This window comes from Agrobacterium leguminum, from assembly GCF_005144435.2.
GTDB classification, from domain to species: Bacteria; Pseudomonadota; Alphaproteobacteria; order Rhizobiales; family Rhizobiaceae; genus Agrobacterium; species Agrobacterium leguminum.
Map to the genome: position 1 here is coordinate 692116 of NZ_CP120212.1, position 23838 is coordinate 715953.

Here is a 23838-nt window from a genome sequence, read left to right on the forward strand (position 1 = left end):
AAGAATTGACAAAGCGGAATGTTGCTGGCTTTTAGGTAGCCCCCTTCAAGACCAGCCAACGAGAATGGAGCCCGTCGCATGTCCCTGCGAGAACGCATAGAAACGAAGCTTCGGGAAAGCTTTTCACCGGAGCGCCTGAGGGTCGTCGATGAAAGCCGGATGCATGCCGGCCACCAGCCGGATATGACCGGCACGGGCGAGACGCATATGCGTGTTCAGATAGTGTCGGAAAGCTTTTCCGGCAAGTCTCGCGTCGAGCGCCACCGGGCGATCAACGCGCTTTTGAAGCCGGAACTCGATGCCGGCCTGCATGCGCTGGCGATAGAGGCGGCAGCGCCCGGGGAAGCGGTGCGGTTCTAGGCACGGCTTCCTTTGTCTCGCGGCCTTAACCCGGATGTTTTTCCGACAGGAAGGACTGCACCTCGGACGCCGCAACATCATCGGCCACGAAGGACTGGCCGATGCCGTGGGTGAGGATGAAGGTGAGCTTGCCGCCCTTGACCTTCTTGTCCTGCGCGATTGCCGTCATCAGCGTTTCGACCGGCGGCAATTCGCCGGGAATATCCTTCATCGTCGTCGGCAGGCCGACGGCCTTCAGATGCGCCTCGACGCGGGCGGCATCGTCCGGGCTGGCGAGGTTGAGCCGGGCGGAGAACTGGTGCGCCAGCACCATGCCGATGGCGACGCCTTCGCCATGCACCAGCCGCTTGCTGTCGTAATTGGTCGCCGCCTCCAGCGCATGGCCGAATGTATGGCCGAGGTTCAGAAGGGCGCGCACGCCGTTTTCCTTCTCGTCGGCCACCACCACGTCCGCCTTGGCCTGGCAGCTCGTCGCAATTGCCTGAATGCGGGCGGGTCCGCCGGTGCGGATGTCATCCCAGTTCTTTTCCAGCCAGAAGAAGAAGTCCGGCTTGTCGATCAGCCCGTACTTCACCACTTCGGCATAACCGGCGCGGAATTCCCGCGGGCTCAGCGTATCGAGCACCGCGGTATCCGCCAGCACCAGATCGGGCTGGTGGAAAACGCCGACGAGGTTCTTGCCATGGCGGCTGTTGATGCCGGTCTTGCCGCCGACGGAGGAATCGACCTGCGCCAGAAGCGAGGTCGGTATCTGCACGAAGCGCACGCCCCGGCGCACGATGCCCGCTGCGAAACCGGCGAGATCGCCGATCACGCCGCCACCGAGCGCGATCACCGCATCGTTACGCTCCACCCTTGCTGCCAGAACCGCATCGCAGACGGTGACGAGATGCTCGAAGCTCTTGGTCTTTTCGCCGGCCGGCAGCGTCAGCGAGACGGCCTCGATGCCATCGGTCTGCAGCCCGTCCATCAGGCCTTCGAGGTAGAGCGGCGCGACATGTTCATCGGTGATGATGGCCGCGCGCCGGCCCTTCAGCCGCGCCGAAATTTCGCCGCCCGCCCGGCCGATGAGGCCCGGCCCGATCAGAATGTCATAGGCGCGCTCGCCGAGCGGCACATGGACGAGACGTTCATCGGCGTGGATTTCGGAAGGCGTCATGGGGATCAGTCTTTCTGTTCGATGCCGGCTATGGCGGCCAGCACTTCTGTCACGATGATTTCCTTGCGGACATCGCGGGATTCGATGGTGAGATCCGCTTCCGCATAGATCGGATAGCGCTTCTCCATCAGGGCCGCCAGCGTAGCCTTGGGGTTTTCGGTCTTGAGCAGCGGGCGGTGGTCGCGCTTGTTGACCCTCTCCCACAACACCTCGAGATCGGCCTTCAGCCACAATGAAATGCCGCCGCGCGTGATGTGCCGGCGGGTATTGTCGTTGATGAAGGCGCCGCCGCCGGTGGAGATGACCTTGGGGCCGCCGCGCAGCAGCCGCTTGATGACCCGCGTTTCCAGCGCCCGGAATTCTTCTTCGCCATAGGTGGCGAAAAGTTCCGATATCGTCATGCGCGAAACGCGCTCGATTTCGACATCCGTATCGATGAACGGAACCCTGAGCTGCTGGGCGACCATGCGGCCCACCGCCGACTTTCCAGCCCCCATCAGCCCGACGAAGACGATGTTGCGCCGTCCGAGCTTTGCCCGCGCTTGCTCCCCGAGTGTGGCCGGGACGGATAAATTCGTTTCATTCATAGATTTGAAAGCCCGTTTGGCATGGATATCTGCAAATGTTTACGAAGCGTCAAGCCAAATTGCTGACTGAATTGCGGTGAATCACAATCATCGCCGCATGCGGCATGGGGCGGAGCGGGCATTTTGATCTTGTCGCCGCTTTCGCCGCACCGCATATACGTTTCGACCGCCACCTTCACGGAGCCGCCATGCCCACCCTCTTCCGCTTCACGATGATACTGGCGACCATCGCGGGGCTGATCTATGGCGGCATGGTGCTGCTCGTCATGGTCGTCAAACCGCGCGACCGCGAAGTGACGGTTCGCATTCCTTCCGAGCGGCTGAACCCGCCGTCGACCGAACCGGCAAGGCGCACCCCATGAGCGGACAGCCGACGGCAGGACGCGACGGCGCGCGGCTCGAAAGTTTTCTGGAAATGATGAGCGCCGAACGCGGGGCTGCCGCCAACACGCTCTCTTCCTATGAGCGTGATCTTTCCGATCTGCGCGAATTTCTCGGTCAGCGCGGCCAGTCCCTGACGCAGGCGCAGACGCCTGACCTTTCCGCCTATCTGACCCATCTTTCCGCTCAGGGTTTTGCCGCAACCTCACAGGCGCGACGTCTTTCCACCATGCGGCAATTCTATCGTTTTCTCTATTCGGAAGGGCTGCGCGGCGACGACCCGACCGGCATCATCGACGCTCCCAGAAAAGGTCTCGCTTTACCGAAAACGATGAGCGTCGCCGATGTGAACAGGCTTCTTAGCCTTGCCGCGCAGGAAGCCGCCACATCCGGTCTCGGCCAGCTTGCCCGCATCCGCATGCACCTGCTGCTCGAGCTTCTTTATGCCACCGGCATGCGTGTGAGCGAACTCGTCTCGCTGCCGGTCAAGGTGCTGCGTCAGGAAGGCCGCTTCCTGATGATACGCGGCAAGGGCAACAAGGACCGCATGGTTCTTCTTTCCCGCGCCGCCATCGAGGCGATGGAAAAATACGAGGCTGCCAGAAAGGCGCTCGCATCCGAGAAAAGCAAGGTGGCCGCTTCGCAGAAAAAACCGGAGACGCCGGAGAGCCAGTGGCTGTTTCCTTCCAACAGCAAGGAAGGCCACCTGCCCCGCCAGGTCTTTGCCCGCGACCTCAAGGACATCGCCATCCGTGCGGGCCTAACCCCGTCTGCTATATCGCCGCATGTGCTGCGCCACGCCTTTGCCAGCCACCTTCTGCAGAACGGCGCGGATTTGCGCGCGGTACAGGAACTGCTCGGCCATTCCGACATTTCCACGACACAAATCTATACACATGTGCTGGAAGAACGCTTGCAAGAGCTGGTACAAACACATCACCCCCTTGCCAAACAGGGCAAAAACCTTGATTAGAGCGACCGGAACCGCCGGATAATCCGGTCAAACCTTGCGCAAAACGATCGGAAACGGATCTCATGCACAATTATCTCGACTTCGAAAAACCTATCTCGGACCTTGAGGGCAAGATCATCGAGCTGAAGAAGCTTGCCGATGAAGACGAGAGCATAGACACCTCGGAGGAGATCAACCGTCTGGAATCGCGCGTCAACGACGCGATGCAGGACATCTATTCCAAGCTGAATGCCTGGCAGAAAACGCAGGTCGCGCGCCATCCGCAGCGTCCGCATTTCGTCGATTACGCCAAGGCGCTGTTCACCGATTTCACGCCGCTGGCCGGTGACCGCAAATTTGCCGAAGACGCCGCCATTCAGGCAGGCCTCGGCCGCTTCAACGGTCAGCCCGTCGCCATCATCGGCCAGGAAAAGGGCAACGACACCAAAAGCCGCCTGAAGCATAATTTCGGCAGCCCGCGCCCGGAAGGTTACCGCAAGGCGATCCGCGTGCTGGAACTGGCCGACCGTTTCTCGCTGCCGGTGATCACCCTCATCGATACGGCAGGCGCCTATCCCGGCGTCGGCGCGGAAGAACGCGGCCAGGCCGAAGCCATCGCCCGCTCGACGGAGATGTGCCTCAACGTGAAGGTGCCGATCGTCTCCGTCGTCATCGGCGAAGGCGGCTCGGGCGGCGCAATCGCGATCGCCACCGGCAACCGCGTCTATATGCTCGAACATGCGATCTATTCGGTGATCTCGCCGGAAGGGGCCGCCTCCATTCTCTGGCGCGATTCGACCCGCGCCAAGGAAGCCGCAACCAACATGAAGATCACCTCGGAAGACCTGAAATCGCTCGGCGTCATCGACGGAATCATTCCCGAGCCGATCGGCGGCGCGCATCGCGCCCCGGAAACCGTCATCAGTGCAACCGGTGACGTCATCGCCAAAGCTCTGGCCGATCTTTCCCAGCGTTCCGGCACACAGCTGCGCGCCGAACGCCGCCAGAAATTCCTGGATATCGGCCGGAACCTTTAAGCCCGGCCTTATTTTCCTTGAATATCGCCCCAACTCGGCCATAGTCCGGTCACATCAAAAGATGTATCGGCGGCCGCGGGGCGGATCCGATTTGAGTTAAGAAGATGTAAACGGTTAATACCGTATTTAAAATACACACGGGACGGTGTAGAACTGCCGCCGCTTCGTGCCATCGTCTTTCGGATCAGATCATGCGTTTGACACATTTTGCACTTCTTGCCTGCACCGCGCTCGTTCTTGCCGGCTGTAACGATACGCTCGAAACCGTTGAACGCGACGTCTCCCACGTCAAGAACAAGGTCGATTACCCGCTGTCTCCGTCCATTCTGGCCGAGATCGACAAAAGGGGCATGGACCGCACCTCGCCGATCATGATCCGCATCTTCAAGGAAGAAGGTGCCTTGGAAATCTGGAAAGCCAGGCGCGACAACCGTTTCGAGAAGATCGCCGGTTACGAGATTTGCGCATGGTCCGGCAAACTCGGCCCGAAGGTGAAGGAAGGCGACCGGCAGGCGCCGGAAGGTTTCTACAACCTGACACCCGCGCATCTCAATCCGAACTCGAAATATTATCTCGCCATCAATACCGGCTTCCCGAACCGCTACGATGCCGCCAATGGCCGCAACGGCACCAATCTGATGATCCATGGCGCCTGCTCGTCCTCCGGCTGTTATTCGATGACGGATGCGCAGATTCTTGAAATCTACGGTTTTGCCCGTGACGCCTTCAAGGGCGGCCAGAAGACCGTGCAGCTGCAGGCCTTCCCATTCCGCATGACGGCGGAAAACATGGCCCGCCACCGCCAGAGCGAACATCTCGAATTCTGGAAGATGCTGAAGGTCGGTTACGACAATTTCGAAGTGACGAAGCGCCCGCCGGAAGTGAATGTCTGCGAGAAGAAATATGTCTTCAACCAGCAGACGGAAGGCGGCAGCTTCAACGCCTCCGCCCAATGCCCGGCCATGAGCACACCGCCGGCGCTCGTAAGCGCGCTTTCGAGCTACGAGAAGACCTACGATCTCGCCTATGAAAAGGCGATGAAGAAATATGACGGCATGGCCTGGTACGACCCGAGCGAAGCCGAGCGCAAGGCGCTGGTCGCCGAAAAGCGCAAGGGCCGCGAGCCCGCCTATGCCCCGACCGGCTCGGCGCTGAAGGCCGGCAAGCTGATGAAGGAAACGGAATATGCCGCGCTGATGGAGAAAAAGGCGCAGCAGGTGACGTCGTCCTCACCGGCGACGACCGCAACTGCCTCGGCCCTGCGCGGCCCACGCCCTTCGGCTGTCCAGCCCACCACGGCACCGCAATCGAACCCGGCCCCCGCGGCACCGACGATGGTTGCCTCGGCTGCCCCCGCAGCAGCCGGCCAGACCGGAGCTGCCGCCCAGAGCGTTCCGGTTCCGACCATGAACCCGCTTGCCTATTCCGCAGCGCCTGCTCCGGAAGCGCCGGAGAAGAAGCCGTTCTGGAAGTTCTGGGCCAAGGAATGAGCGACACGGCCGAGATCGTCTATGATTTGAGGGGGCTTAAATGCCCCCTTCCGGTTTTGAGAAGCCGCAAGAAACTCGCAACCCTGAAGGCAGGCGATATTCTGACCGTCGAGACGACCGATCCGCTGGCGGTGATCGATATTACCCATATGTGCAATGAGGATGGGCATAGGCTGGTGGAAACCACTGCGCTGGATAAGGGGCATCGGTTTCGCATTGTGAAGGGCGGGTAACCGGCGTTCAACGCTGACGCTCCGGGCTTACCCCCCTCTGCCCTGCCGGGCATCTCCCCCTCAAGGGGGGAGATCAGTTGCGGCGACCGCTCGCTTTCTCACAAGCTCTGCACTTCGGGTTGCTGTCCCCCATAAAGATGTTCGGAGCAAGCCGCTTGTCGATCTCCCCCCTTGAGGGGGAGATGTCCGGCAGGACAGAGGGGGGTGAACCACACCCACCGACCTAGACCATCACGACACACCCTAAAACCGCAACCCCGAAACCGCCAGCGGATTATCCGTCATCGCCTGCCTGTCCGGCCGGTCGATGCCCGGTGCGCTTGTGAAGGCCGCGAACAGGTCCTGCACGAAAGCCTCCGGCAAATCCTTGGTAATCAGCACCATGCGCGTGCGCTGATCAGCCGGGTCCGGCCAGGCCGCAAGGCGCTCCGGCGTGTGGAAAATATTCTGCACCCCATGCAGCACCAACGGCCGGGCCGGATTATCCGACAGCTTGACGATGGCCTTCATGCGCAGGAGCTTTTCACCATGTGCCGAGCGCAGCAGATCCACGAACATGTCGATCGCCATCGGGCTGACCGGCTGATCGTGAATGATCGAGAAGGAACGGATAGACGCATCGTGCCGGTTCACATCGTGATGATGGTGATGGTCGTCGTGATCGCCATGATGGTGGTGGTGATGGCCATGGTCGTGATCATGATCGTGGTGATCGTGTGCCGCCTCCTCGCCCAGCCAGCGGCCGACATCGGCGTTCTTGCTGCCGGCATCGTAAAGGCCGTTGTCGAGAAGCCCCGCAGCGCTCCACTCGGTTTTGTCGCCATCCTCGATGGTCGCACGCGGATTGAGCGCCTGAAGACGGGCTGTCAGCGTGGAAATCGCGGCGGCATCGGCAAGCGCGCGCTTGGTCATCACCAGACGGTCAGCCACGGCGGCCTGTTTCACCGCCTCCTGATGATTGTCGAGCGTGGAAAGGCCGTTCACGGCATCCACCACCGTAATCATGCCGTTCAGCACGAAATTCTGCGCGATGACCGGGTTGCCCATGACCGACTGCATGACGGGGGCAGGATCGGCAAGGCCCGTGGTCTCGATCACCACCCGTTTTACCGGCTTCAGCTTGCCTGTCTGGATGCCGTCCATCAGTTCCGCCAGCGTATCCACCAGCTCGCCGCGCACCGTGCAGCAGAGGCAGCCCTCCGCCAGCTCGATGATGCCCTCACCCGCGCTTTCGACGAGCATGTGATCGATGCTGACATCGCCGAATTCATTGATGATGATCGCCGCATCGCTCATCGCCGGATCCTTGAGAAGCCGGTTGAGCAGCGTCGATTTTCCGGCGCCGAGAAATCCGGTGATGATGGAAACCGGGATGCGATCGCGAGACATGACTTGCCTGTGTGTTGATGGCCGCTCCGGCAGGTCACTGGACGACACGAAACCCGGAGCCGCATGGAGCTAAAAGAAATCGCCCGCGCCTGGAAGCCGCGAGCGACACTGTAATATCATAACATCATCGACCTGCGAATACACAAACCGCATTGCAACCGCGAGGCTCTCCCTCGAGGCAGTCACCGATCATCAGAATGTCGGACGCGGGATCGGGATCGGCACGTTCGCGAGTTCGCCCTTGCCGGCTCCCTTGGTGGCATTCACCGCCACCGTCTCGCTGCCGGGAATGAGACCGGCGAAGGAATATTCCGGCGGGCGGGTCATTTCCTGCACATAGGGCGAATGGATGACCATGCGGCCAGCCTCGTCGCGGCTTTCGCTGCGCACCTTGGCGGCCTTCGGGTTGCAGATTTCGGCGCTGACATCGTTCACATCGCCGGTATCGCCATAGGGCGCCAGCGCGGCGAGCGAGACGCCTTGGCCCGAGGGCGCCGTCAGCCCCATCTGCAACAGATCGGCCGACTGGTCGGTGCGTCCGGCAAGGCTGTCCGCGCCCAGCACGACCGTGATGACCGAGCGGCCATTGCGCACGGCCGACGACACCTGATTGAAGCCGGAGGCACAGATGAAGCCGGTCTTCATGCCATCCGCGCCATCGAAGCGGCCGACCAGCATGTTGAAATTGGCGTAGTTCTTCTTGCCGGTGCTGACGCCTTCCAGCGAGAAATAATGGGCATATTCCGGAAACTCGCGCTTGATGATCAGCGCCAGCAGCGCCAGATCCCGGGCGGTCGTATATTGTCCCTTGCCGGGCAGGCCATTGGCATTGATGTAACGGGTGGAACTCATGCCCAGCCGCTGCGCCTGCGCATTCATCTGCGCCACGAAATTGTCGCTGGTGCCGCCGATGGTCTCGGCGATCGCCACGGCAATGTCATTGGCGGATTTGATGAGCAGCAGCTTCAAAGCGCTATCCATCGTCAGCTTCTGGCCGGGCTTGAAATACATTTTCGAGGCCGGCTGATCGGCGGCCTTCTTGCTCATCACCACTTCCGTCTGCGGGCCGATCTTGCCGGCCTTCATCTGCGAAAAGGCGATATAGGCGGTCATCAGCTTGGTGAGCGAAGCGGGATACCACTTGCGGAAGGCTTCCTGATGGGAAATCACCTTGCCGGTTTTGACATCGACCACCATCTTCGGATTGGCATTCGCCACGGGTGCTGCGGCAACGAGGCCTGCGGTCATGATGGCAACGGCTGCGGAGAGCCGTCTGGCGGCGTTTGGCGATTTAAATATCTGTGGCAAGGCTTGTCCTCGAATTCCCGTCTTCGGTCGGGGAATGGCAATATTCACCATATATGTCCTAGCAATGGCAAAGTACATTGATTACGTCAATTATGCGGCGCACTATCCACCACGGAGGATAGGATTTTACGACACGCCGCACCGATGAACCCAGGAATGAACGAATGCCGATTTTGAACAGAGCCGCCGAACTCCAGCAGGAAGTCAGCGAATGGCGGCGTCACCTGCATGAAAATCCCGAGATTTTGTATGACGTCGACAACACCGCAGCCTTCGTTGCGGAGAAGCTGAAATCTTTCGGCGTTGACGAAATCGTGACCGGTCTCGGCCGCACGGGTGTGGTCGGCATCATCAGGGGCAATCTTCCGGGCAATCGCACCATCGGCTTTCGCGCGGATATGGACGCTCTCCCAATTTTAGAGGAAACCGGCAAGCCCTGGGCCTCCAAAACCGCGGGCGCCATGCATGCCTGCGGCCATGACGGCCACACGGCCATGCTGCTTGGCGCTGCCAGATATCTTACCGAGACCCGCAATTTCGCCGGCTCCATTGCCGTCATCTTCCAGCCGGCGGAAGAAGGGGGTGCCGGCGCGCTTGCCATGGTCGAGGACGGCCTGATGGAGCGTTTCGGCATCAACGAGGTCTATGGCATGCACAATATGCCGGGAATTCCGCTTGGCGCCTTCGCCATCCGCAAGGGCGGCATCATGGCCGCGCCTGACAAGTTCTCGATCACCGTCAAGGGCCGTGGCGGCCACGCGGCACAGCCGCACCGCACCGTCGACCCGATCACCATCGGCGCGCAGATCGTCGGCAATCTGCAGATGATCGCCTCGCGCAACGCCGACCCCATCCGCTCGGTGGTCGTTTCCGTCACCCGCTTTCAGGCCGGTTCCAGCCATAACATCATCCCCAACGAGGCATTGATCGCCGGCACGGTGCGCAGCCTCGATGAAACGGTGCGCGATCTGGCGCAGGATCGCATCAAGCAGATGGCTGAAGGCATTGCCCTTGCCAACGGCGCGGAAGCGGAAGTCGTTTATGAGCGTTATTGCCCGGTGACCTTCAACCACCCCGCCGAGACCGACCACGCCATCCGTGTGGCCCGCGATGTGGCAGGCGAACCGAATGTCGACCCCGATGTCGATCCTTCCATGGCGGGAGAGGATTTCTCCTTCATGCTGAAGGAAAGGCCGGGCTGCTTCATCTTCATCGGCAACGGCGATTCGGCCGGGCTTCACAATCCGGGCTATGATTTCAACGACGAGGCCATCGCCTACGGCATTTCCTACTGGGTGAAACTGGCCGAACAGCGCCTGACGAGCTGATTGCCGGCCAACGCAAAGAAAGCCGAGGAAGAGATCGACCGCGATGAAGAACGCGGTTGATCCGCAGGCATCGTCAGGTTAAAGAGCAATTCAGTGTCCACGTAGCTCAGCAGGATAGAGCGCCTTTAGGGGCAAAAAACTTACCGATTGGCGCAAAGCCGTTGGGACGCCGGGGTTCAGGTGGTCGGTAAACTTACCGGTTCATTTGGATTGATAAATGCAGGCGCTTCCGGTAGCACTGGGAGCGCAAATACAGGAGATTGTCCACGTAGCTCAGCAGGATAGAGCACCTTTAGGGGCAAAAAACTTACCGATTGGCGCAAAGCCGTTGGGACGCCGGGGTTCAGGTGGTCGGTAAACTTACCGGTTCATTTGGATTGATAAATGCAGGCGCTTCCGGTAGCACTGGGAGCGCAAATACAGGAGATTGTCCACGTAGCTCAGCAGGATAGAGCACAGGATTCCTCAATTGGGGGTTGTACTGGGAAACCTATACAATCAAACTGCTCAAAGTCGGGGGACGCTTCGCTGGACTTCCAGCATGCCAATCCCGAGCCAAGCCCCGGAGAAATTCGGGGAAGTGTGTAGAGACTGGACGGGCAGCACCTAACGGCTTCAAGCCCATGGTGAAGGGACAGTCCAGACCACGAACGCGGAAGCGGCGGCGAAAGCCGAAGTGGTATGAATCCTGGGGTCGGAGGTTCGAATCCTCTCGTGGACACCATTCCTGTAATTGTAACGAGGCCAGCTTTGCAAAACGCCGGCTGGGACGCTAGCGGAGGTTTGCGCCTAATCCGCCGATCTTGATATTCTTCGTGCTGGTCTAAACCTGAAATTCAATCTTATCGATGTTCACGTCTATCCTTCGTCCGCGGCGTGATGGGGAAACGCGATTGACCGTATTTCGTAGCTAGTGCCCAAAACGGAGATTTTAGTATCAATTTCGTCCCATCGTAGATCGGGGTGATGCCTACACAGATGTCTTGATCCCACGGAATGCGGAAATGGATAACCCGGCATGCCAACGTGTCCTCCGTACACTCACTCTTCGACAAAGAAGTCTTCATCCAGGCGCCGGACTTCGATCGTCCGGGCAATCCGAACACCAACCCCGTGCTCGATCATTAGATCGCCTAACCGGTCTCCATCAATCAGCACGATGCGTTGAGGAAGATGTCTGACGAAGTCCTGGGCGGGGGCACTGAAGGTCGATGTTGTTACGAAGACGCCTTTCGACGCCCCAAAGCCCACCAGACTACCAACGAATCCTTGCACCTCCGGACGTCCGACAGGAGTATGCATTCCATACCGTTTCGCTTGTACATAGATACGGTCGAGACCTAGCCTGTCTTCGTCGATGACACCGTCGACTCCGCCGTCGGCGACTCTTCCTAGACGCCTAGCAGCGTTTTCGTGGGTCCCTCCATATCCCATTCCGACGAGTAGATCGACGATGGCACGCTCAAAAAAGCTAGGCCTTTGCGCGAGTATGCGTTGAAGGAGCTCGTTCTTCAGAGCGGCGTGAAGGACCCCTTGGGCGGCGTCGATCTGCTCTTCCGGTGTGGATTCGTCGGGAGCAGAGCCGGCGGCCGCTGCTACCGATGCCCCCGCGGCATTGGAGCTCTCGTAGAATTCGACGAACGACGGGTACGCCTTCAACATCTCGACGTTAATGCTTGTTGGTTTGGTCCCGAGGAGCTTCAACCCTGCCTCGCTGGCTCTAAACCTCCCGCGTTGAGGAATGTCGATTAAGCCGGCACGGCTCATGTAGAACTTCGCCCAGTGGATTCGATTGTGAAGCAACCGTTGTCGTCCGCTCGGCAGCATTTCCTCGCGCTCACTTTCGCTCAAACCGAGTTCGTCCGCGATCTTCTGGGAAACGTCGGGAACACGAGTTTCGCCGTTGGCCGCGTGGCGCAAAACGGGGAGCATCAAGGCTTGATAGTCAGGGATTGTCATGTTCTGGAATCTTTAGCAGGACTGTGAAACCACCCAAGGTCTAGGCATTCGAGCGCCCGGCCGCAACCGCGATAGTGCAGCTATTCATGCTGCTTCGGTCACCTTGAAGGTCTCGATGATCGCTTCGACGAGCGTGGCTATGGAGGACACGACCGGCCCCTCGACCATGAGACCGCACTCGAGATTTGCCATCTTCGAGCGCGAGAGGAAGTTCGCCGAACCGACGTAGGCGTCGCTGCCGTCCGCAAGGACGATCTTCGAGTGGAAGGTCTCATCTGTACTGCCGTCGCCGTAGATAAGGATCTGCGTCGCCGATTCACGCAGAGCACCCTCGTCCACCCCATATTTCACGAGCTGATCGGCCGATTGCAGAATGAGGATCTTTTCGCGCGCCGGAGTGCTCAAAAACATGTCGAGTACCCAGGCGCAGCCTACGGCATCGATATACGGCGTCATCACGACGAGGCGATCTTGAGCTTTGCGAGCGAGATGACGGAAGGCGTCGTCCGTCTGGGTGAGGGCAAGGAGCTTTGCGGCAGGCGTGGCGGAAAGCACGCTTCCTATCCTGCTGGGCGAAGGCGGCATCGTCACCACGAACCGCGCGCGACCTTCCTGGGCGAGAGACGGCGCCTTCATTGATCGAGCTCAGGATCGAAGTAGCCGACGATGTCTGGAGAATTTGCGACCTCCCACTCGGGTGCCGGCCCGCCCTTTAGAACGGACCGCGACAATAGAAGATTTGACGAGCCGCAAGACACCTCGCTGACCATGATGCAGGCGGGGCAAGCGCCGCCTCGGCTGTCGCACAGACTACCCGAGCCGCAGCGGAGCATCCTGGGGTCGACGGACCGCCGCAAAAACTCCATGGCGTGGTTGCGCCACATGGCCGAGATGTTGCCTAGGTCCGGGGTCATCCCTTTCCGGAAGATCGTGAAGGCGAGGTCCGCTGGAAAGATATACTCGCCGATTCCATCGCGATCGAGGCCCGAGGCGTCGGCGAGCGAATGGATGAGCTGGTGCGAGAACGAGTGCAGGAGCATGTACACGAACGGCGCAAGCGTCCGCGGCATTCCCTGCCGCTCCTTGTCCTTGTAGTCGTCGAGGAACTGTCCGAAGTCCTGGTATCGTTCAAGGTATGCCTGCGACAAGCCGACGTTATCAGGAGGCATGTCCACGACGCCGTTTCGCTTCAGCCATCTCCGTATCCTCTCCTCGTCGAGCTTGATGTAGAGGGCTTCGTTCTTCTGCTGCGTCACATAGATCGGCCGCTGATGGTTTTTCATCTCGTCGAAGGCGACAAGCCGGACGGGCATGGCGACGCTGCGGTTGTTATGTTCACGTTGGTATACAGGCGTCGGCGAGACGCGCGAGAAGCCGAAGCTGTATTCGCAGATTGGCAGTCCTCGAATGAGCACCATCTGGCCGACGCCCGTTCTTTTCAGGATAGTCTGAACGCTGTTGCGATACTTCTGCAGCTCTGCGGCAATGCCGGCGTTTTCAAACAAAGGAAGGTCTGGATCGATAACGTCGACGGCAGTATGACGGGGACCACGCATGCCGCCTTGGATGTGCTCCTCGACGAATGCAGCGTGCTCGACGGTCAGGCGGATCGGATCGAACTTTCTCGCCCATCCGCTTCGCATACGTACGGCCGCGGCGATGGCGACGCTGGACAGCTCGCCTCGGCTCACGAGCCCATCGGTAAACCATTTCTCGCGAAGCGCATCCATGTCTGACTTCAGGCCGGCCGCATCCTGTCCCTGAGCCTGTTTCTTCTGATACCAGTTCCGGTACGTGACATAGTCGTCCCATTCGTCGGACCGCCCGGCCACGGCCAGCGCGTTTTGAACCTCCTGGTCCGAAGGCTCTCGATATGGAATCGAGTGAATTTCAGCCAGTCGGCGAATGAGATCCTCGTGTCGAAGCGGCCCCATGAGTTCGACAACGGTCGCTGCGCGAAGTTCGATGAAACTCGCGCGTTGTGGATAAAAGGCGCTGCTGGCACGGTAGGAGACCGGCAGCATATCGACCTCGAGATACTCGAACTTGCGGCCGCCCTTCTGCTCATCGAGCTTGAGCTTCAGGAGCACGTGAGGTTCCGCCTTCTTCAGCTCACGGGTGGTCTCACACTCCTCGCATTGAAAGCGCCACTCGCTGAATACCGGAGGCTGGTTCTTCAACTTGAACTGCGTCCAGCCGCATGTGCAGTTCAATATAGGTTTGACGTCCTGCCTCGTGTCGTCGAAGACGTAGTTGAAAGGACTCAAAGGTTCGATCGTGCCGTACCAGTGGGCATAGACGACGTCGACCTGCGTCCAGCGGGAGTCATGATCCTTGCACTTCTCCGGAAGACCCCGTTTGGCCTGTTCGGCGACGCTCTTGAATTCCCGAAGGGTCTTACAGACACCGCATTGATAGAGAAGCGGATAAGGCACATACCCGACGACAGTCGGCTGGTTCATCGCGAATTTCGTTGGATCGATCGTCACATCGCCGGTGCGGTGATCGTAGAACGGATCGTCGAGAATGAACTCATCGGGCGCGCTGGGGCATCCATCGAGCGCCCTCGTCCGCCAGTTCTCTGCGAACTCCTTTATGCCCTCGAAGATTGTCTGCGTCACATTCGGAGGGAGACCGTTCGTAAACTGCTTCTCGATCGGCACGGCCTTGCAGATCCCCTTGCCGCCTTCCCACGTCATCAAGACGCCGGGCGCGTACGCCGTCGCAATCTGGGAACGCGAACGGAGCATCTTCGGCGGCGTCGCTTTGTTCGCCTGCCCGTCACTGTCTGAGGACCGCTGGCGACCGTAGCCGCGCCCATCGAACTTGCTCGTCCCAAACGCCATTCTCAGCCCTCCCCACGGTCGTCAGCATCTGTCTCTGCACTGTCGCCCCTCTGACGGCGGATCGACCTCATCACTTTCGCAACCTCGGCCATGTCGACGTTCAGCGTCCCGCCCTTTGCACCGCGATGAAAGTCGGCGGCAGTTATGACCCCGGCCTCGTCGACATCGCGGAGCGAGGTCATTGGCTTGCGAAGCTTGGCAGCCTGCTCCCAGTACTTCTGCAGCCTCAATTCAATCTCAAGGCTTCGCAGACTTTTACCGAGGTCCTGTGCGGCACGGTCGGTTGAGTCGTGGTAGAAATTGCGATATGGCGGGCTGCCGAAACCACCCGCGCCGCGTCCGTTCGCTCCCATCGCATCGAGCATGAATCCACCGAGGTCGTTGGCGAAGTTCAAGAGATCCGTCTTCGCGAGATAGCCGAGCGTGGTGGTGAACTCGTTAGATTGCAGGTTGAACTTGCCGCTGTCGGGAAGCCCGAGAAACGCTTCGGCGTCTTTGAGCATCGCCCATGTCTGAACGTAGGACGCCGTGACACGATCGATCGCCGTCTCAGCCCAGCGCTCGACCGCAGGCGGCGAGATCATTCTTTCTAGGAACCGATGGAAGATGTCGTGCGTCTCGATGACGTACCGGTCCCTTCGGCTCTGCGGGGTCGGCAGAAGCATGACGAAGCCAACATGCGAGCGGCCGACGCGGCTCGAGGCCTGAATGTACTCCGCGATGTCCGATGGCAGACCTGCGAAGAACATGCTGTTGAAGCGGTCGACGTCGACACCGTGACTGATGGCGGAAGTCGCGACGATACTGCGCAGGGTGTCGCCGACGTCGGGATAACCAGCCGGTCCGAACGGCGTCTCAGCTTCCTTCATCACGCTCTGGATTTCCTGCATGTCGACGCCGCCCGAGATCAAGCGGCTGATGAATTGACTATGAGGCAGGCTGGCGGTCCGATGCTTCTCGGCAACGGCCGAGTGCAGAGCGTCGATAACCTGGTCGCCGCCCTTCTTGTTGGTAACGTAGGCAAGCGCGATACGATGGAGGTCGATCAACGCCATGACGTCGTCCGTCCTGCCTTCGATGATCGCGCGGTCGATGGCGGCCCGCCGCCATTCTCCGCCCTCGTCGTCTGACACCGCCGCGCGAAGTTCCGCAATGGCGGCCGGAGACTTGGAAGGGTCGAGAAGCGCCGACCAGAGATGGGAGATGACGGTGTGGAAAGCACTCAGCACGCCGACCGTCGTCACTGTGTGGGTGGCGTCGTTCGTCATCAGCGAGACGTAGAGGCGCATCCAAGGAGCGGTCGCCTCAGGTGCGCGCGCCGGGTCCATTTCCGCCGCGCGTTGAAGCCTTGCCGCATTATCCTTCGGCGCCTTCGCAGGTTCGGCAAAGAACGAATGATAGATGTCCGGTCCAGGATACGGAAAGCGAAGCGGCTTTCGCTGGTAGAGGACCTTGAGCTGCCTGTCCGGATCGCTGATCGTAGCCGTCGCTGCGACGATCTTGGGAAGCCGCGGGGTCAGATCGCCCTTCTTGTCGGTGTAGCGGCTGACGCCTAGCGAAGCGCCCGATATGCGGTCGATCGTCTTGAAAGTCTTCTCGAGGAGCGTGTCAAACAATCCGCTGAACGTTCCGAGGCTGTCTTCGAGGAGATGTGCTTCGTCCTGGATGATCAGCGAAGGGAATGGGTCGAAGAAGACCTTTTCGCCTCCCGCGTAGGATGGGAAGACGCCTTTCATTCCATTCGCCTCGGGTCCCGCCTGGAGGTTTTCAACCTTTCGTGGGTTGCGAAGGTGTCCGGCAGGATCGACCCAACGGCCCATGCCGAACATCCCGAGGATCTCGGTGATGGTCGGAGTGCTCTGTCCCAGCATCGCGAGCTTGTCGACGGTACCGAGCACGATAGCCGGCGCGCGCTGGTAGATCGTGTCGTCGGTCAGGAGAAACGGAAGAGGTGCGAGTTCGCCGTGGGCCTTGTTCCACTCGCATTTGGCATTGAAGCAGACGATCGCGGCGCGCTCCACCACCGCCCCCGAAGCGGCATATCGCCGAAGACCAGTGAGCGAAGAGCAACAGGGGCAGCGCGACACTTTGTTGTAGGCGGCAACAACCTCGCGGTAGCGGTTGGCGCGCTTGTCCTTTCCGGTGTCGTCTTCCAGAGCGCTATCGTCCGGATGATCGCTCAGCGTCGGCAGGTCCGACTGCATCTCCGAAAATCTGTTGGGCGTATTGGAGGATCCGACCCAGAAGCCGATCTCGATCGGCCAGCTTCCGACCGTTTTCTCCTGTCGTACGATCTCCGCCCAGACGACAAGGCGCAGCAGCCGCTGGGCCTGCTGCAGCGTGAGGAGCCGCAGCGGATAGCGGATCATCGCGGTGATCCCGCGATCCTTTCCACGCAGGCGGTCTAGGAAGATTGCGAAAAGGAGCGCGCCGTAGAACGCCTCTGACTTTCCACCACCGGTCGGAAAGTACAAGAGACTCGCAGCTTCTTCGTCGCGTTCGATCTCGAACTCGTTGGCATATTCCTCCATTCGCGAAGCAAAGGTCGGAATATGGGCTAGGATGAATGCAAGCTGGAAGAGGCGCCATTTGCGTTCCGGATCGCGGTCACGTCTCGCGAAGGATTCGTTGGTCATCAACCACGCGTTCCAGGGCGCGGCCTTCCGCTGAAGCCTGGAGAGCTCACTTGGCACCGCACCTGGAAGCGCCAAGGCCGCCGCGCGGGACTCGACGAGTATCCGAATGCCGCGCTCGATGAGCTTGGCCTCGGATCGCTGCCCGGCGACGTCCTCTTCAAAACGCTTTCTTTCCCGAGCCGCCTCGTCTGGCGGCAGATTAGCGACTACCTTGTCGCTGAGCTCCGCGATTTGCCTATCGATCCACTTGCCGTACTCGCTCGGCAGAACGAGCAACGCCGAGACGTCATGGTCTTTCGCCAGCACGCTGAAACGGCACTCGACCTCGATGTCGCGAGCAACGATCCGCGGCTGGGTGAAGCGGGGCGCCCAGGTGGTCGAAATCTCGATCGTGTCGCCGGCGTCCGTCGCGACGATGCCGCAGTTTAGCCCGATCGCGGGATAGGAGAGAAAATCGCGGAAGCGGTACGACGGCTCCACGCGGTCTAATTGTACCGTCCGGTGATCCACCTTGTCGACGCCTATCTTGAGTTCTGTTCCAAACAACGCATTGCACTTGATTGCTGCATCGCGCCGGTTGAGCTCGGCGCAGGAGTTGTCCAAGCTTACCCGTATCGAGACCCGCGATGGATCAATGAAATCGCGCTGCCTCTCGACTTTCAGCTCAAGCCCGGTGAGGTCCGGCAGTACCGAGGCGTCTAGTGGTTCCAGCTTCAAGGCGTCGATGAAGGCGTTCCAGCTTGCCTCGCTTCGGGCTTCGTCAGGCCGGACCGTGCGGTTCCGCCAGGCCCACTTGCCTTCTTCTCCTTTCAGCCAGTCTGTAAGCTGCGTTGCGATGGCCGAACGGAGAGCGATCGAATAGTCCTCGCATTTCTGCTTCAGGGCATCGCCTGAAAGCGACGCCGCCCATTCGAAAACAGGCAGCTTGAGGTCTAGGCGCCTCCACTTTCCAGGGATCGGGGCGGGCGAGACATGCTGCGTCGGTATGGACCGGCCCTTGGTGATTAGCTTCCCGATATCCGGCGACGCCGTAGTCTCTTCGTTCCCCTCGGTGCCGTTGGCCGCCGGAACTTCCGCGTCTTCCTTTGCAAAGCTAACTACTTCGTCGCCGCGCAGCGTGATGCCGAATTCGCCATAGACGCTGCGGCGAAGCTGGTCCTGAATTTCGCGCCTACGTCGATAGAATTCGTCCTTTTGACCCGGATCCATTGTTACCCAATCGAGCCGCACGAGGTTTCCACTAGCGTATAAGGCTTCTCGGCGTTCCTTGATCTTCTCGTCGATGGCAGACTTCGTTTCCTTTGAGAGCTTGAAGTCGATCTCGATCCCATAACGGTCGCTGGATATCTCTTCCCAGGTCGGAAGCACTCGGACATAAACCGAAAACCTCGGCGCAGCGGTCAGATTGGACACGGCCTTCGCCGACACGTTGAAATCCATTCCGATTGCCGCGATCTTGATGTCGGAGGTCTCGTCCTGGTTCGTCCGCGACAGACGTGGCAGGAGCTGGCCTGAGAATACCCCGCGCCTCGGGGACTTGCCGTAGACGTACCTGCCAGCATCGTCGGTGCCGCTTGCCCGCCTCGTGACCATGTTCACCAGCGCGTCGCAGACCGCCTCCTTGAGTTCTACGTCAATCTGCGCGAGCGCCTCGCCAGACTTCGGCTGGATCATGACTTGAGCCTCCTGAGGGACCTCACTGCCGAGACATGTTCTTCGGCGAGACGTTGCAGCCGTTTTATTTCGGAAGCGCGTTTCGCGCTGTCCGCGAACGCCGCAGCCGCATGCGGGTCCGTAAGGATGTTTCTGTAGGAATCGTGAAACGCCATTCCGGCCCGCATTCGGTTGTTACGCTGCGCCTTAACGCCCAGGTGCCAGAACCTGTTTGCGAGGCCTTCCCCGATGCCAAGCGCCGAGGTGAACTTCAAGAACATGCCATGATCGCGGGGGGCCTGAGTCACGACCTCGTGCAACGGCGCCTGCAACTGCTTGTCCACGTGAACCCAGTATCTGACCCGCTGAGAGTCGAGGTCCGGGTCCCCGATCCTTTCAATCAACGTCCTCAACCGGTCGCTGTCATTGAAGCCAGGCAGTTTTCGAAAACGTCTGACGACGTCTTCATGGTACTCCCTGATGGCCTCGGTGGCATTTGCAGTGATGCTGAGCAGGAGCCGCGCACGGTCAATGAAGTTGGTACTGATGACACAAAGCTCATCGCCCGGTTTCACGTCTCGTGCATCGATATGCTTGAAAGTCTCAAGCGATCGCGATCGGTCAAGCCGCACCAGCCCCGTGCCCGGCCGCGCGATGATCCGCTGCCCTCCTTCCATTGTCAGCTCGAGAAGCTCGAGGTCGCCTCGACCCGCTGCGCCGGCGAGATCGATAACAGTTTCTGACGGGAACTGTAGTTCAGTCGGAAGCGGCGGCGTCTCGATGATTTTGAGCTGATAGTTGCCGAGGGCGCTGACCTCTTCGGCGGAAGACTTCGCGTATTTCCTCAGTCGAGACGCAATTTCCGGCTCTTCGATCTCGCCAGCCAGTCTCGACGCATCACGAGAAGAAAACTGTAGCGTCTCGCCGTCTGCGAGTACATAGACCTGGCTAGGGAGCCAGAGTCTCGCGAAGAAGGTGAGCACACCGTCCCGCGGCGGAGCCACGGCGAAAATCTTCTTGAATTTGTTCCGCTCCGCCGGTGGCATAACAGCGATTTCGGTAAGCCCGCCCGGCCCCGAAAAAATGATCATCTCCTTGTCAAGGCGCGCCCGCAGCTCCGGAACGCGTCTGCAGAGATCGGCCGTGGCGAATTCGGCCAGCGGCTGCGTCCGGAACATGAACAGAGCCTTTGATGAGGAGTTCAATATGCTGCGCACGATTCCTTCAAGGAGATTGGACATCGGCGTCGCGCGGGTGAGCCGCGCCATGATTTCTTCCGCCTCTCGCAATAAAGACGCAAGCTGCGAACCACCGATCTGACTCGCCGGAACAGATGGATCGCTGAGGAATTGAACGGCGCCTGAAATCCGGTAGCTCGACATCAGGTCGGCCGCGGCAGCCTGCCCTTGCTCCATACTTACGAAGTTGCTGAGCGAGGCGAGTGATCCTGGCAGCGAGGCGTTCCGACGCAGTTTGAATATGACATCCTGAACGGCCGCAGCACCCTGGCTGTCGTGCACCCGTTGCGCTTTCCGCGCGATAGTTCGCAGCTCCTCGGCGACCTTCACGCCCGGACCGTTGAATCCTTTGACCTCGACGGATTCGCATCCAGACCAAGTGGTACCCTCTTCATCGCCGGCGAGGAGCGACGAAGACATTGCTGTTATCGTCTTCGACTTGGCTGGCGGAGCCGTCCGGTGTCGAAGAGCCACATTTTCGTTGAAGATCTCGAAGCGCGCCTTGTCGAACGTCCAGGGATCTTCGGTGACCACCAGCACCCCGGCCTTCGGGTGAGCCTTCCGTATGGCTTTGAATGTCGAACCAGCGACGCTGGTCCATTCTTCGCCCAGCCTATTTCGCCCCGTCCGAGTTAGATCGACGATGACGAGATCGAGCCCGCTTCCAATCCTCCGGAGTGCGGCCGCAGGATCGTCGTCCTTCCTCAGACCGTAGAGGAAGTATGCCGCCTTCGTGCCGTCGTTTGCCTGCCCCTTAATCGTATTGTGGACCTTGAGATCGGTCTTAGCGCTCGTCCGCCAGAGGAGCGTGCCCGACGAATGAGCCTTGCCGTCGCATGCGCCGTGGGGAAGTATCTCATCGAGCGTGGGATGTTCGAACTCTGGGTAGGTCTTCCCGTCGACGGCCCGTCCAGTAAGCGTCCGCACGCGGCTGAGCGTGTGATGGTAGTCCTTGAGTGCGGAAGAGCCTTCCTGTCCGGCGGAGTGTCTCGAAAAGTGAGCCATGTGGACACGGCTCAGATACCCGCGATCGATCTGGACGTCTCGCGCAGCCTCATGAGTGGTGCGTGCATAGGGGTAGAGCAGAGCCCTGAAACCGTTCGGGCGCTCGAACGACGGCTGAAGCGTGCCTCCGACCATTATCGATAGCGGCTCGGCGACGGCGACGTCGGCAAGCGCGAGCAGCGACGCCAGGGCCGAAAGGCAGATATCCCGCGCGGGCCATGTCATGACAACCACCGAGTCGCCGCTATTCATAGCTTCGATAGCCTCTCGAAGGAGCTTGTTGTAGACGTCCGCCAACGGAAGCGTGGCCGCTCCGATCGGCCTGAGTGGGATTTCTGATAGAGCGGCGATCCAGGCGCTGGCGTTCCGACCGCCCTCCTGTTCCCGAGAGACGTCGTCGACACTCGATGAAGGGCCGGCCGCGACCTTTGCGGAATAAATCGCCGCCATCTCCGAACGGCGCCTAAGCTGGTCCTGCTGCTGCTTCCGGCGATCAGAAAGATCGGTCCCCGGCGCGCTGCGAAAAGTCGGTCGCGGCCCGGCCATTAGGAGACCTCCGCCAATCTACCGCCGCCGCCCGTCTTGTATGCGATCATCGCAGCCGCTTCGGGATCGGAAGTGTCGCGCAAAGCCGTCCGGAAAACCTCCGGCAGAGGGAGGTCGAGCTCCCGCAGAAGCTTGACCGAAACGGTAGCCGTGCCGGACACCGCCCGGTAACGTTCGTCGACCGCCCTGGTGTTGAGCAACTTCGCGAGCAAGTCGATCATTTCTACGTCAGGACCGTAGACGATGATGGTGTGGTTTTCGGAGACGAAACCTTTCCATCGAGCAACCGAGTCCTTGTCGACGGCAGCGGCGATTATCCGCCTTGGCTGACTGCTGTTTGACGTCCGCTGGATAACGAGCGCCGGCGAAGATACGACTGCCTGGCTCCCTTCAGGAACCCGAACAAAATCGACGCCGTCGGCGGTCCGGTTGGCTGGGACGCATGGCTGGCCCGGCCGCACGTTCTTCGCCCAAATCAATGGAAAGGCATTCGCATCCTCACTGTTGCAGAACTTTTCCTGTTCCCGATTCCAGACGAAATAGCCGGCCTTTGCAACGACGCCATAGTCGGCGATCGTTGCGCCACCCCGCTCCCGACTGGAGTCGGCAGGCGCCAGCCAGGGTGCTGACACATCGCTCGGAAGCGAGCCCGTCGGAACAGGACGCTGGATGCCGTTCGCCGTAAAATCTGGAAAGTTCACCGGCAAGATTGTGCGGTGCTCGGAACCCTTCCGCACCAGCAGCACGCTGATGTCCTGCGCGACGTCCGCAAACACGTCTTCGCGGTTGGTGACCGTGCCAAGCGCTAGTATCTGGCCCTGGCCCGCAATGAACGAACGCATCTTGTCGTAGAGGGGGCCGCCTCTAAAGCTCGACGGAATGACCAGGGCCACGAGGCCGCGGGGTTTAGCGACGCGAAGGCACAGCTCGGTGAAGACCGCGTACTTGTTGATATGGCCCATATGAGCGACCTTCGTCCACCGGTCGTCCTTAAGGTCGTTGGGCGTGATCCTGCCATAGGGCGGGTTCGCTATCACCAGGTTGTACGACGCCAACGGCGTCGCATGAAGGCTGTCGCCGGTCTCCACCACGCGGCGCCCTCGGAAGCCGTCGAGTTGTTCCGCGATCAGGTGCTCGGATATTTCAGCCAGGCAATTGTCTATCTCGACTCCGTTTAGCCGATACGCGATATCCTCCGCCTTCGCTCCGGCGACCCGCATTCGGGCTGCGATGATCGAAAGGAAAGCTGCGCCGCCTGCGGCTGGGTCGAGGACGTCATGACGGAGGAGGTCGAATCCATGTTCGACCGCCAAATCGATCACCGCTTCCGCGAGATAAGGCGGCGTGAAATACGCCGCCTGCCTCCGCCTCGCCTCCTGCGTTACCATCAGCGTGTAGAGCGTGCCAATCCAATAGTTACGCTCGTGAACATGTAGGTCAGAAAGCCTTGACCGAAAGACTTCCACCGCCTGGAAACGATAGGGCGTGAGATCCAGACATATTCCGCCGAGGTCGACATCTGACGGGAGTTCTTGCAAAATGGCACGTGCGGTGGCCTTTGCTACCGCCAACATTGGCGGCCGGCCCTGTTCTCTTCCCATCAACTCCCCGACCTCGCACCAGATAATAGGATTCGTTGCAGTCGCAAGCCCCCCGAGTCAGATCAACTATAAATCGCATAGCTTCGTTGGAATTGCATGTAGAATCTTTGGGATCCAAGGCGCCGGGTTC

Annotated in this window: 17 protein-coding genes; 7 read left to right on the forward strand and 10 right to left on the reverse strand. The window is 60.0% G+C overall.

From position 1 onward, the window contains the following. The first annotated feature begins 78 nt into the window (after window positions 1-78). On the forward strand, window positions 79-360 hold the full coding sequence (locus CFBP4996_RS17705) for a BolA family protein (protein ID WP_003523290.1): 282 nt from the start codon (window positions 79-81) through the stop codon (window positions 358-360). A 25-nt stretch (window positions 361-385) separates the two neighbouring features. Here the strand turns inward: CFBP4996_RS17705 and aroB are convergent, their stop codons facing one another. Both aroB and CFBP4996_RS17715 read right to left on the reverse strand, forming a co-directional pair. Continuing rightward, window positions 386-1519, reverse strand: coding sequence for a 3-dehydroquinate synthase (aroB, locus tag CFBP4996_RS17710; protein WP_035262336.1), 1134 nt, complete (start codon window positions 1517-1519; stop codon window positions 386-388). 5 nt (window positions 1520-1524) lie between these two features. After that, a complete protein-coding gene (locus CFBP4996_RS17715) occupies window positions 1525-2106 on the reverse strand; it encodes a shikimate kinase (protein ID WP_035262338.1) in 582 nt (193 codons plus the stop codon). Between the two features lie 188 nt (window positions 2107-2294). Here CFBP4996_RS17715 and CFBP4996_RS17720 point away from each other — a divergent pair, with 188 nt between their 5' ends. The 5 genes from CFBP4996_RS17720 (at window position 2295) to CFBP4996_RS17740 (ending at window position 6199) form a co-directional block, all read left to right on the forward strand. Further along, the gene (locus CFBP4996_RS17720) at window positions 2295-2468 is read left to right on the forward strand and encodes a hypothetical protein (RefSeq protein ID WP_035239639.1); all 174 of its coding nucleotides are present in this window, start codon (window positions 2295-2297) and stop codon (window positions 2466-2468) included. Continuing rightward, a complete protein-coding gene (gene xerD / locus CFBP4996_RS17725) occupies window positions 2465-3460 on the forward strand; it encodes a site-specific tyrosine recombinase XerD (RefSeq protein ID WP_080854369.1) in 996 nt (331 codons plus the stop codon). The genes CFBP4996_RS17720 and xerD overlap by 4 nt, the downstream gene beginning before the upstream one ends. 62 nt (window positions 3461-3522) lie before the next feature. Beyond that, window positions 3523-4476 carry an acetyl-CoA carboxylase carboxyltransferase subunit alpha gene (locus CFBP4996_RS17730; protein WP_059755539.1) on the forward strand — a complete coding sequence of 318 codons (954 nt, stop codon included), beginning with the start codon at window positions 3523-3525 and terminating at the stop codon, window positions 4474-4476. Window positions 4477-4667: 191 nt separating this feature from the next. Further along, on the forward strand, window positions 4668-5966 hold the full coding sequence (locus CFBP4996_RS17735; RefSeq protein ID WP_121490332.1) for a L,D-transpeptidase family protein: 1299 nt from the start codon (window positions 4668-4670) through the stop codon (window positions 5964-5966). Next, window positions 5963-6199 carry a sulfurtransferase TusA family protein gene (locus CFBP4996_RS17740; protein ID WP_020811686.1) on the forward strand — a complete coding sequence of 79 codons (237 nt, stop codon included), beginning with the start codon at window positions 5963-5965 and terminating at the stop codon, window positions 6197-6199. Before CFBP4996_RS17735 ends, CFBP4996_RS17740 begins: the two co-directional genes overlap by 4 nt. 243 nt (window positions 6200-6442) lie before the next feature. Here the strand turns inward: CFBP4996_RS17740 and CFBP4996_RS17745 are convergent, their stop codons facing one another. Then, entirely contained in the window at window positions 6443-7588 is a 1146-nt protein-coding gene (locus tag CFBP4996_RS17745; RefSeq protein ID WP_080854368.1) for a CobW family GTP-binding protein, read from the reverse strand. Window positions 7589-7780: 192 nt separating this feature from the next. Beyond that, window positions 7781-8836: a D-alanyl-D-alanine carboxypeptidase family protein gene (locus CFBP4996_RS17750; RefSeq protein WP_162936130.1), complete on the reverse strand. Its 1056-nt coding sequence runs from the start codon at window positions 8834-8836 to the stop codon at window positions 7781-7783. Window positions 8837-9060: 224 nt separating this feature from the next. Here CFBP4996_RS17750 and CFBP4996_RS17755 point away from each other — a divergent pair, with 224 nt between their 5' ends. Then, the gene (locus CFBP4996_RS17755) at window positions 9061-10224 is read left to right on the forward strand and encodes a M20 aminoacylase family protein (RefSeq protein ID WP_080854366.1); all 1164 of its coding nucleotides are present in this window, start codon (window positions 9061-9063) and stop codon (window positions 10222-10224) included. Between the two features lie 1041 nt (window positions 10225-11265). Here CFBP4996_RS17755 and CFBP4996_RS17760 read toward each other — a convergent pair. The 6 genes from CFBP4996_RS17760 to CFBP4996_RS17785 all read right to left on the reverse strand — a co-directional run bounded on the left by CFBP4996_RS17760 (window position 11266) and on the right by CFBP4996_RS17785 (window position 23681). After that, window positions 11266-12183 carry a restriction endonuclease gene (locus CFBP4996_RS17760; RefSeq protein WP_080854365.1) on the reverse strand — a complete coding sequence of 306 codons (918 nt, stop codon included), beginning with the start codon at window positions 12181-12183 and terminating at the stop codon, window positions 11266-11268. Window positions 12184-12267: 84 nt separating this feature from the next. Further along, on the reverse strand, window positions 12268-12819 hold the full coding sequence (locus CFBP4996_RS17765) for a phospholipase D-like domain-containing protein (RefSeq protein WP_080854364.1): 552 nt from the start codon (window positions 12817-12819) through the stop codon (window positions 12268-12270). Further along, window positions 12816-15029 (reverse strand): DUF8724 domain-containing protein, encoded by a 2214-nt coding sequence (locus CFBP4996_RS17770; protein WP_080854363.1) that lies wholly within the window; start codon window positions 15027-15029, stop codon window positions 12816-12818. Before CFBP4996_RS17770 ends, CFBP4996_RS17765 begins: the two co-directional genes overlap by 4 nt. Window positions 15030-15031: 2 nt before the next feature. Next, on the reverse strand, window positions 15032-19339 hold the full coding sequence (locus CFBP4996_RS17775) for a DEAD/DEAH box helicase family protein (RefSeq protein ID WP_080854362.1): 4308 nt from the start codon (window positions 19337-19339) through the stop codon (window positions 15032-15034). After that, window positions 19336-22107: a hypothetical protein gene (locus CFBP4996_RS17780; RefSeq protein WP_080854361.1), complete on the reverse strand. Its 2772-nt coding sequence runs from the start codon at window positions 22105-22107 to the stop codon at window positions 19336-19338. The genes CFBP4996_RS17775 and CFBP4996_RS17780 overlap by 4 nt, the downstream gene beginning before the upstream one ends. Further along, entirely contained in the window at window positions 22107-23681 is a 1575-nt protein-coding gene (locus CFBP4996_RS17785; RefSeq protein ID WP_080854360.1) for an N-6 DNA methylase, read from the reverse strand. Before CFBP4996_RS17785 ends, CFBP4996_RS17780 begins: the two co-directional genes overlap by 1 nt. Window positions 23682-23838 lie beyond the last annotated feature (157 nt).

Excerpts from the sequence above, each read along its gene's own strand:
- CFBP4996_RS17785 (WP_080854360.1), bottom strand. The coding sequence starts at position 23,681 with ATGTTGGCGGTAGCAAAGGCCACCGCACGTGCCATTTTGCAAGAACTC.
- CFBP4996_RS17720 (WP_035239639.1), top strand. The coding sequence starts at position 2,295 with ATGCCCACCCTCTTCCGCTTCACGATGATACTGGCGACCATCGCGGGG.
- CFBP4996_RS17775 (WP_080854362.1), bottom strand. The coding sequence starts at position 19,339 with ATGATCCAGCCGAAGTCTGGCGAGGCGCTCGCGCAGATTGACGTAGAA.
- CFBP4996_RS17730 (WP_059755539.1), top strand. The coding sequence starts at position 3,523 with ATGCACAATTATCTCGACTTCGAAAAACCTATCTCGGACCTTGAGGGC.
- CFBP4996_RS17715 (WP_035262338.1), bottom strand. The coding sequence starts at position 2,106 with ATGAATGAAACGAATTTATCCGTCCCGGCCACACTCGGGGAGCAAGCG.
- CFBP4996_RS17755 (WP_080854366.1), top strand. The coding sequence starts at position 9,061 with ATGCCGATTTTGAACAGAGCCGCCGAACTCCAGCAGGAAGTCAGCGAA.
- CFBP4996_RS17745 (WP_080854368.1), bottom strand. The coding sequence starts at position 7,588 with ATGTCTCGCGATCGCATCCCGGTTTCCATCATCACCGGATTTCTCGGC.
- xerD (WP_080854369.1), top strand. The coding sequence starts at position 2,465 with ATGAGCGGACAGCCGACGGCAGGACGCGACGGCGCGCGGCTCGAAAGT.
- CFBP4996_RS17770 (WP_080854363.1), bottom strand. The coding sequence starts at position 15,029 with ATGGCGTTTGGGACGAGCAAGTTCGATGGGCGCGGCTACGGTCGCCAG.
- CFBP4996_RS17780 (WP_080854361.1), bottom strand. The coding sequence starts at position 22,107 with ATGGCCGGGCCGCGACCGACTTTTCGCAGCGCGCCGGGGACCGATCTT.
- CFBP4996_RS17760 (WP_080854365.1), bottom strand. The coding sequence starts at position 12,183 with ATGACAATCCCTGACTATCAAGCCTTGATGCTCCCCGTTTTGCGCCAC.
- CFBP4996_RS17735 (WP_121490332.1), top strand. The coding sequence starts at position 4,668 with ATGCGTTTGACACATTTTGCACTTCTTGCCTGCACCGCGCTCGTTCTT.
- CFBP4996_RS17740 (WP_020811686.1), top strand. The coding sequence starts at position 5,963 with ATGAGCGACACGGCCGAGATCGTCTATGATTTGAGGGGGCTTAAATGC.
- aroB (WP_035262336.1), bottom strand. The coding sequence starts at position 1,519 with ATGACGCCTTCCGAAATCCACGCCGATGAACGTCTCGTCCATGTGCCG.
- CFBP4996_RS17765 (WP_080854364.1), bottom strand. The coding sequence starts at position 12,819 with ATGAAGGCGCCGTCTCTCGCCCAGGAAGGTCGCGCGCGGTTCGTGGTG.
- CFBP4996_RS17705 (WP_003523290.1), top strand. The coding sequence starts at position 79 with ATGTCCCTGCGAGAACGCATAGAAACGAAGCTTCGGGAAAGCTTTTCA.
- CFBP4996_RS17750 (WP_162936130.1), bottom strand. The coding sequence starts at position 8,836 with ATGACCGCAGGCCTCGTTGCCGCAGCACCCGTGGCGAATGCCAATCCG.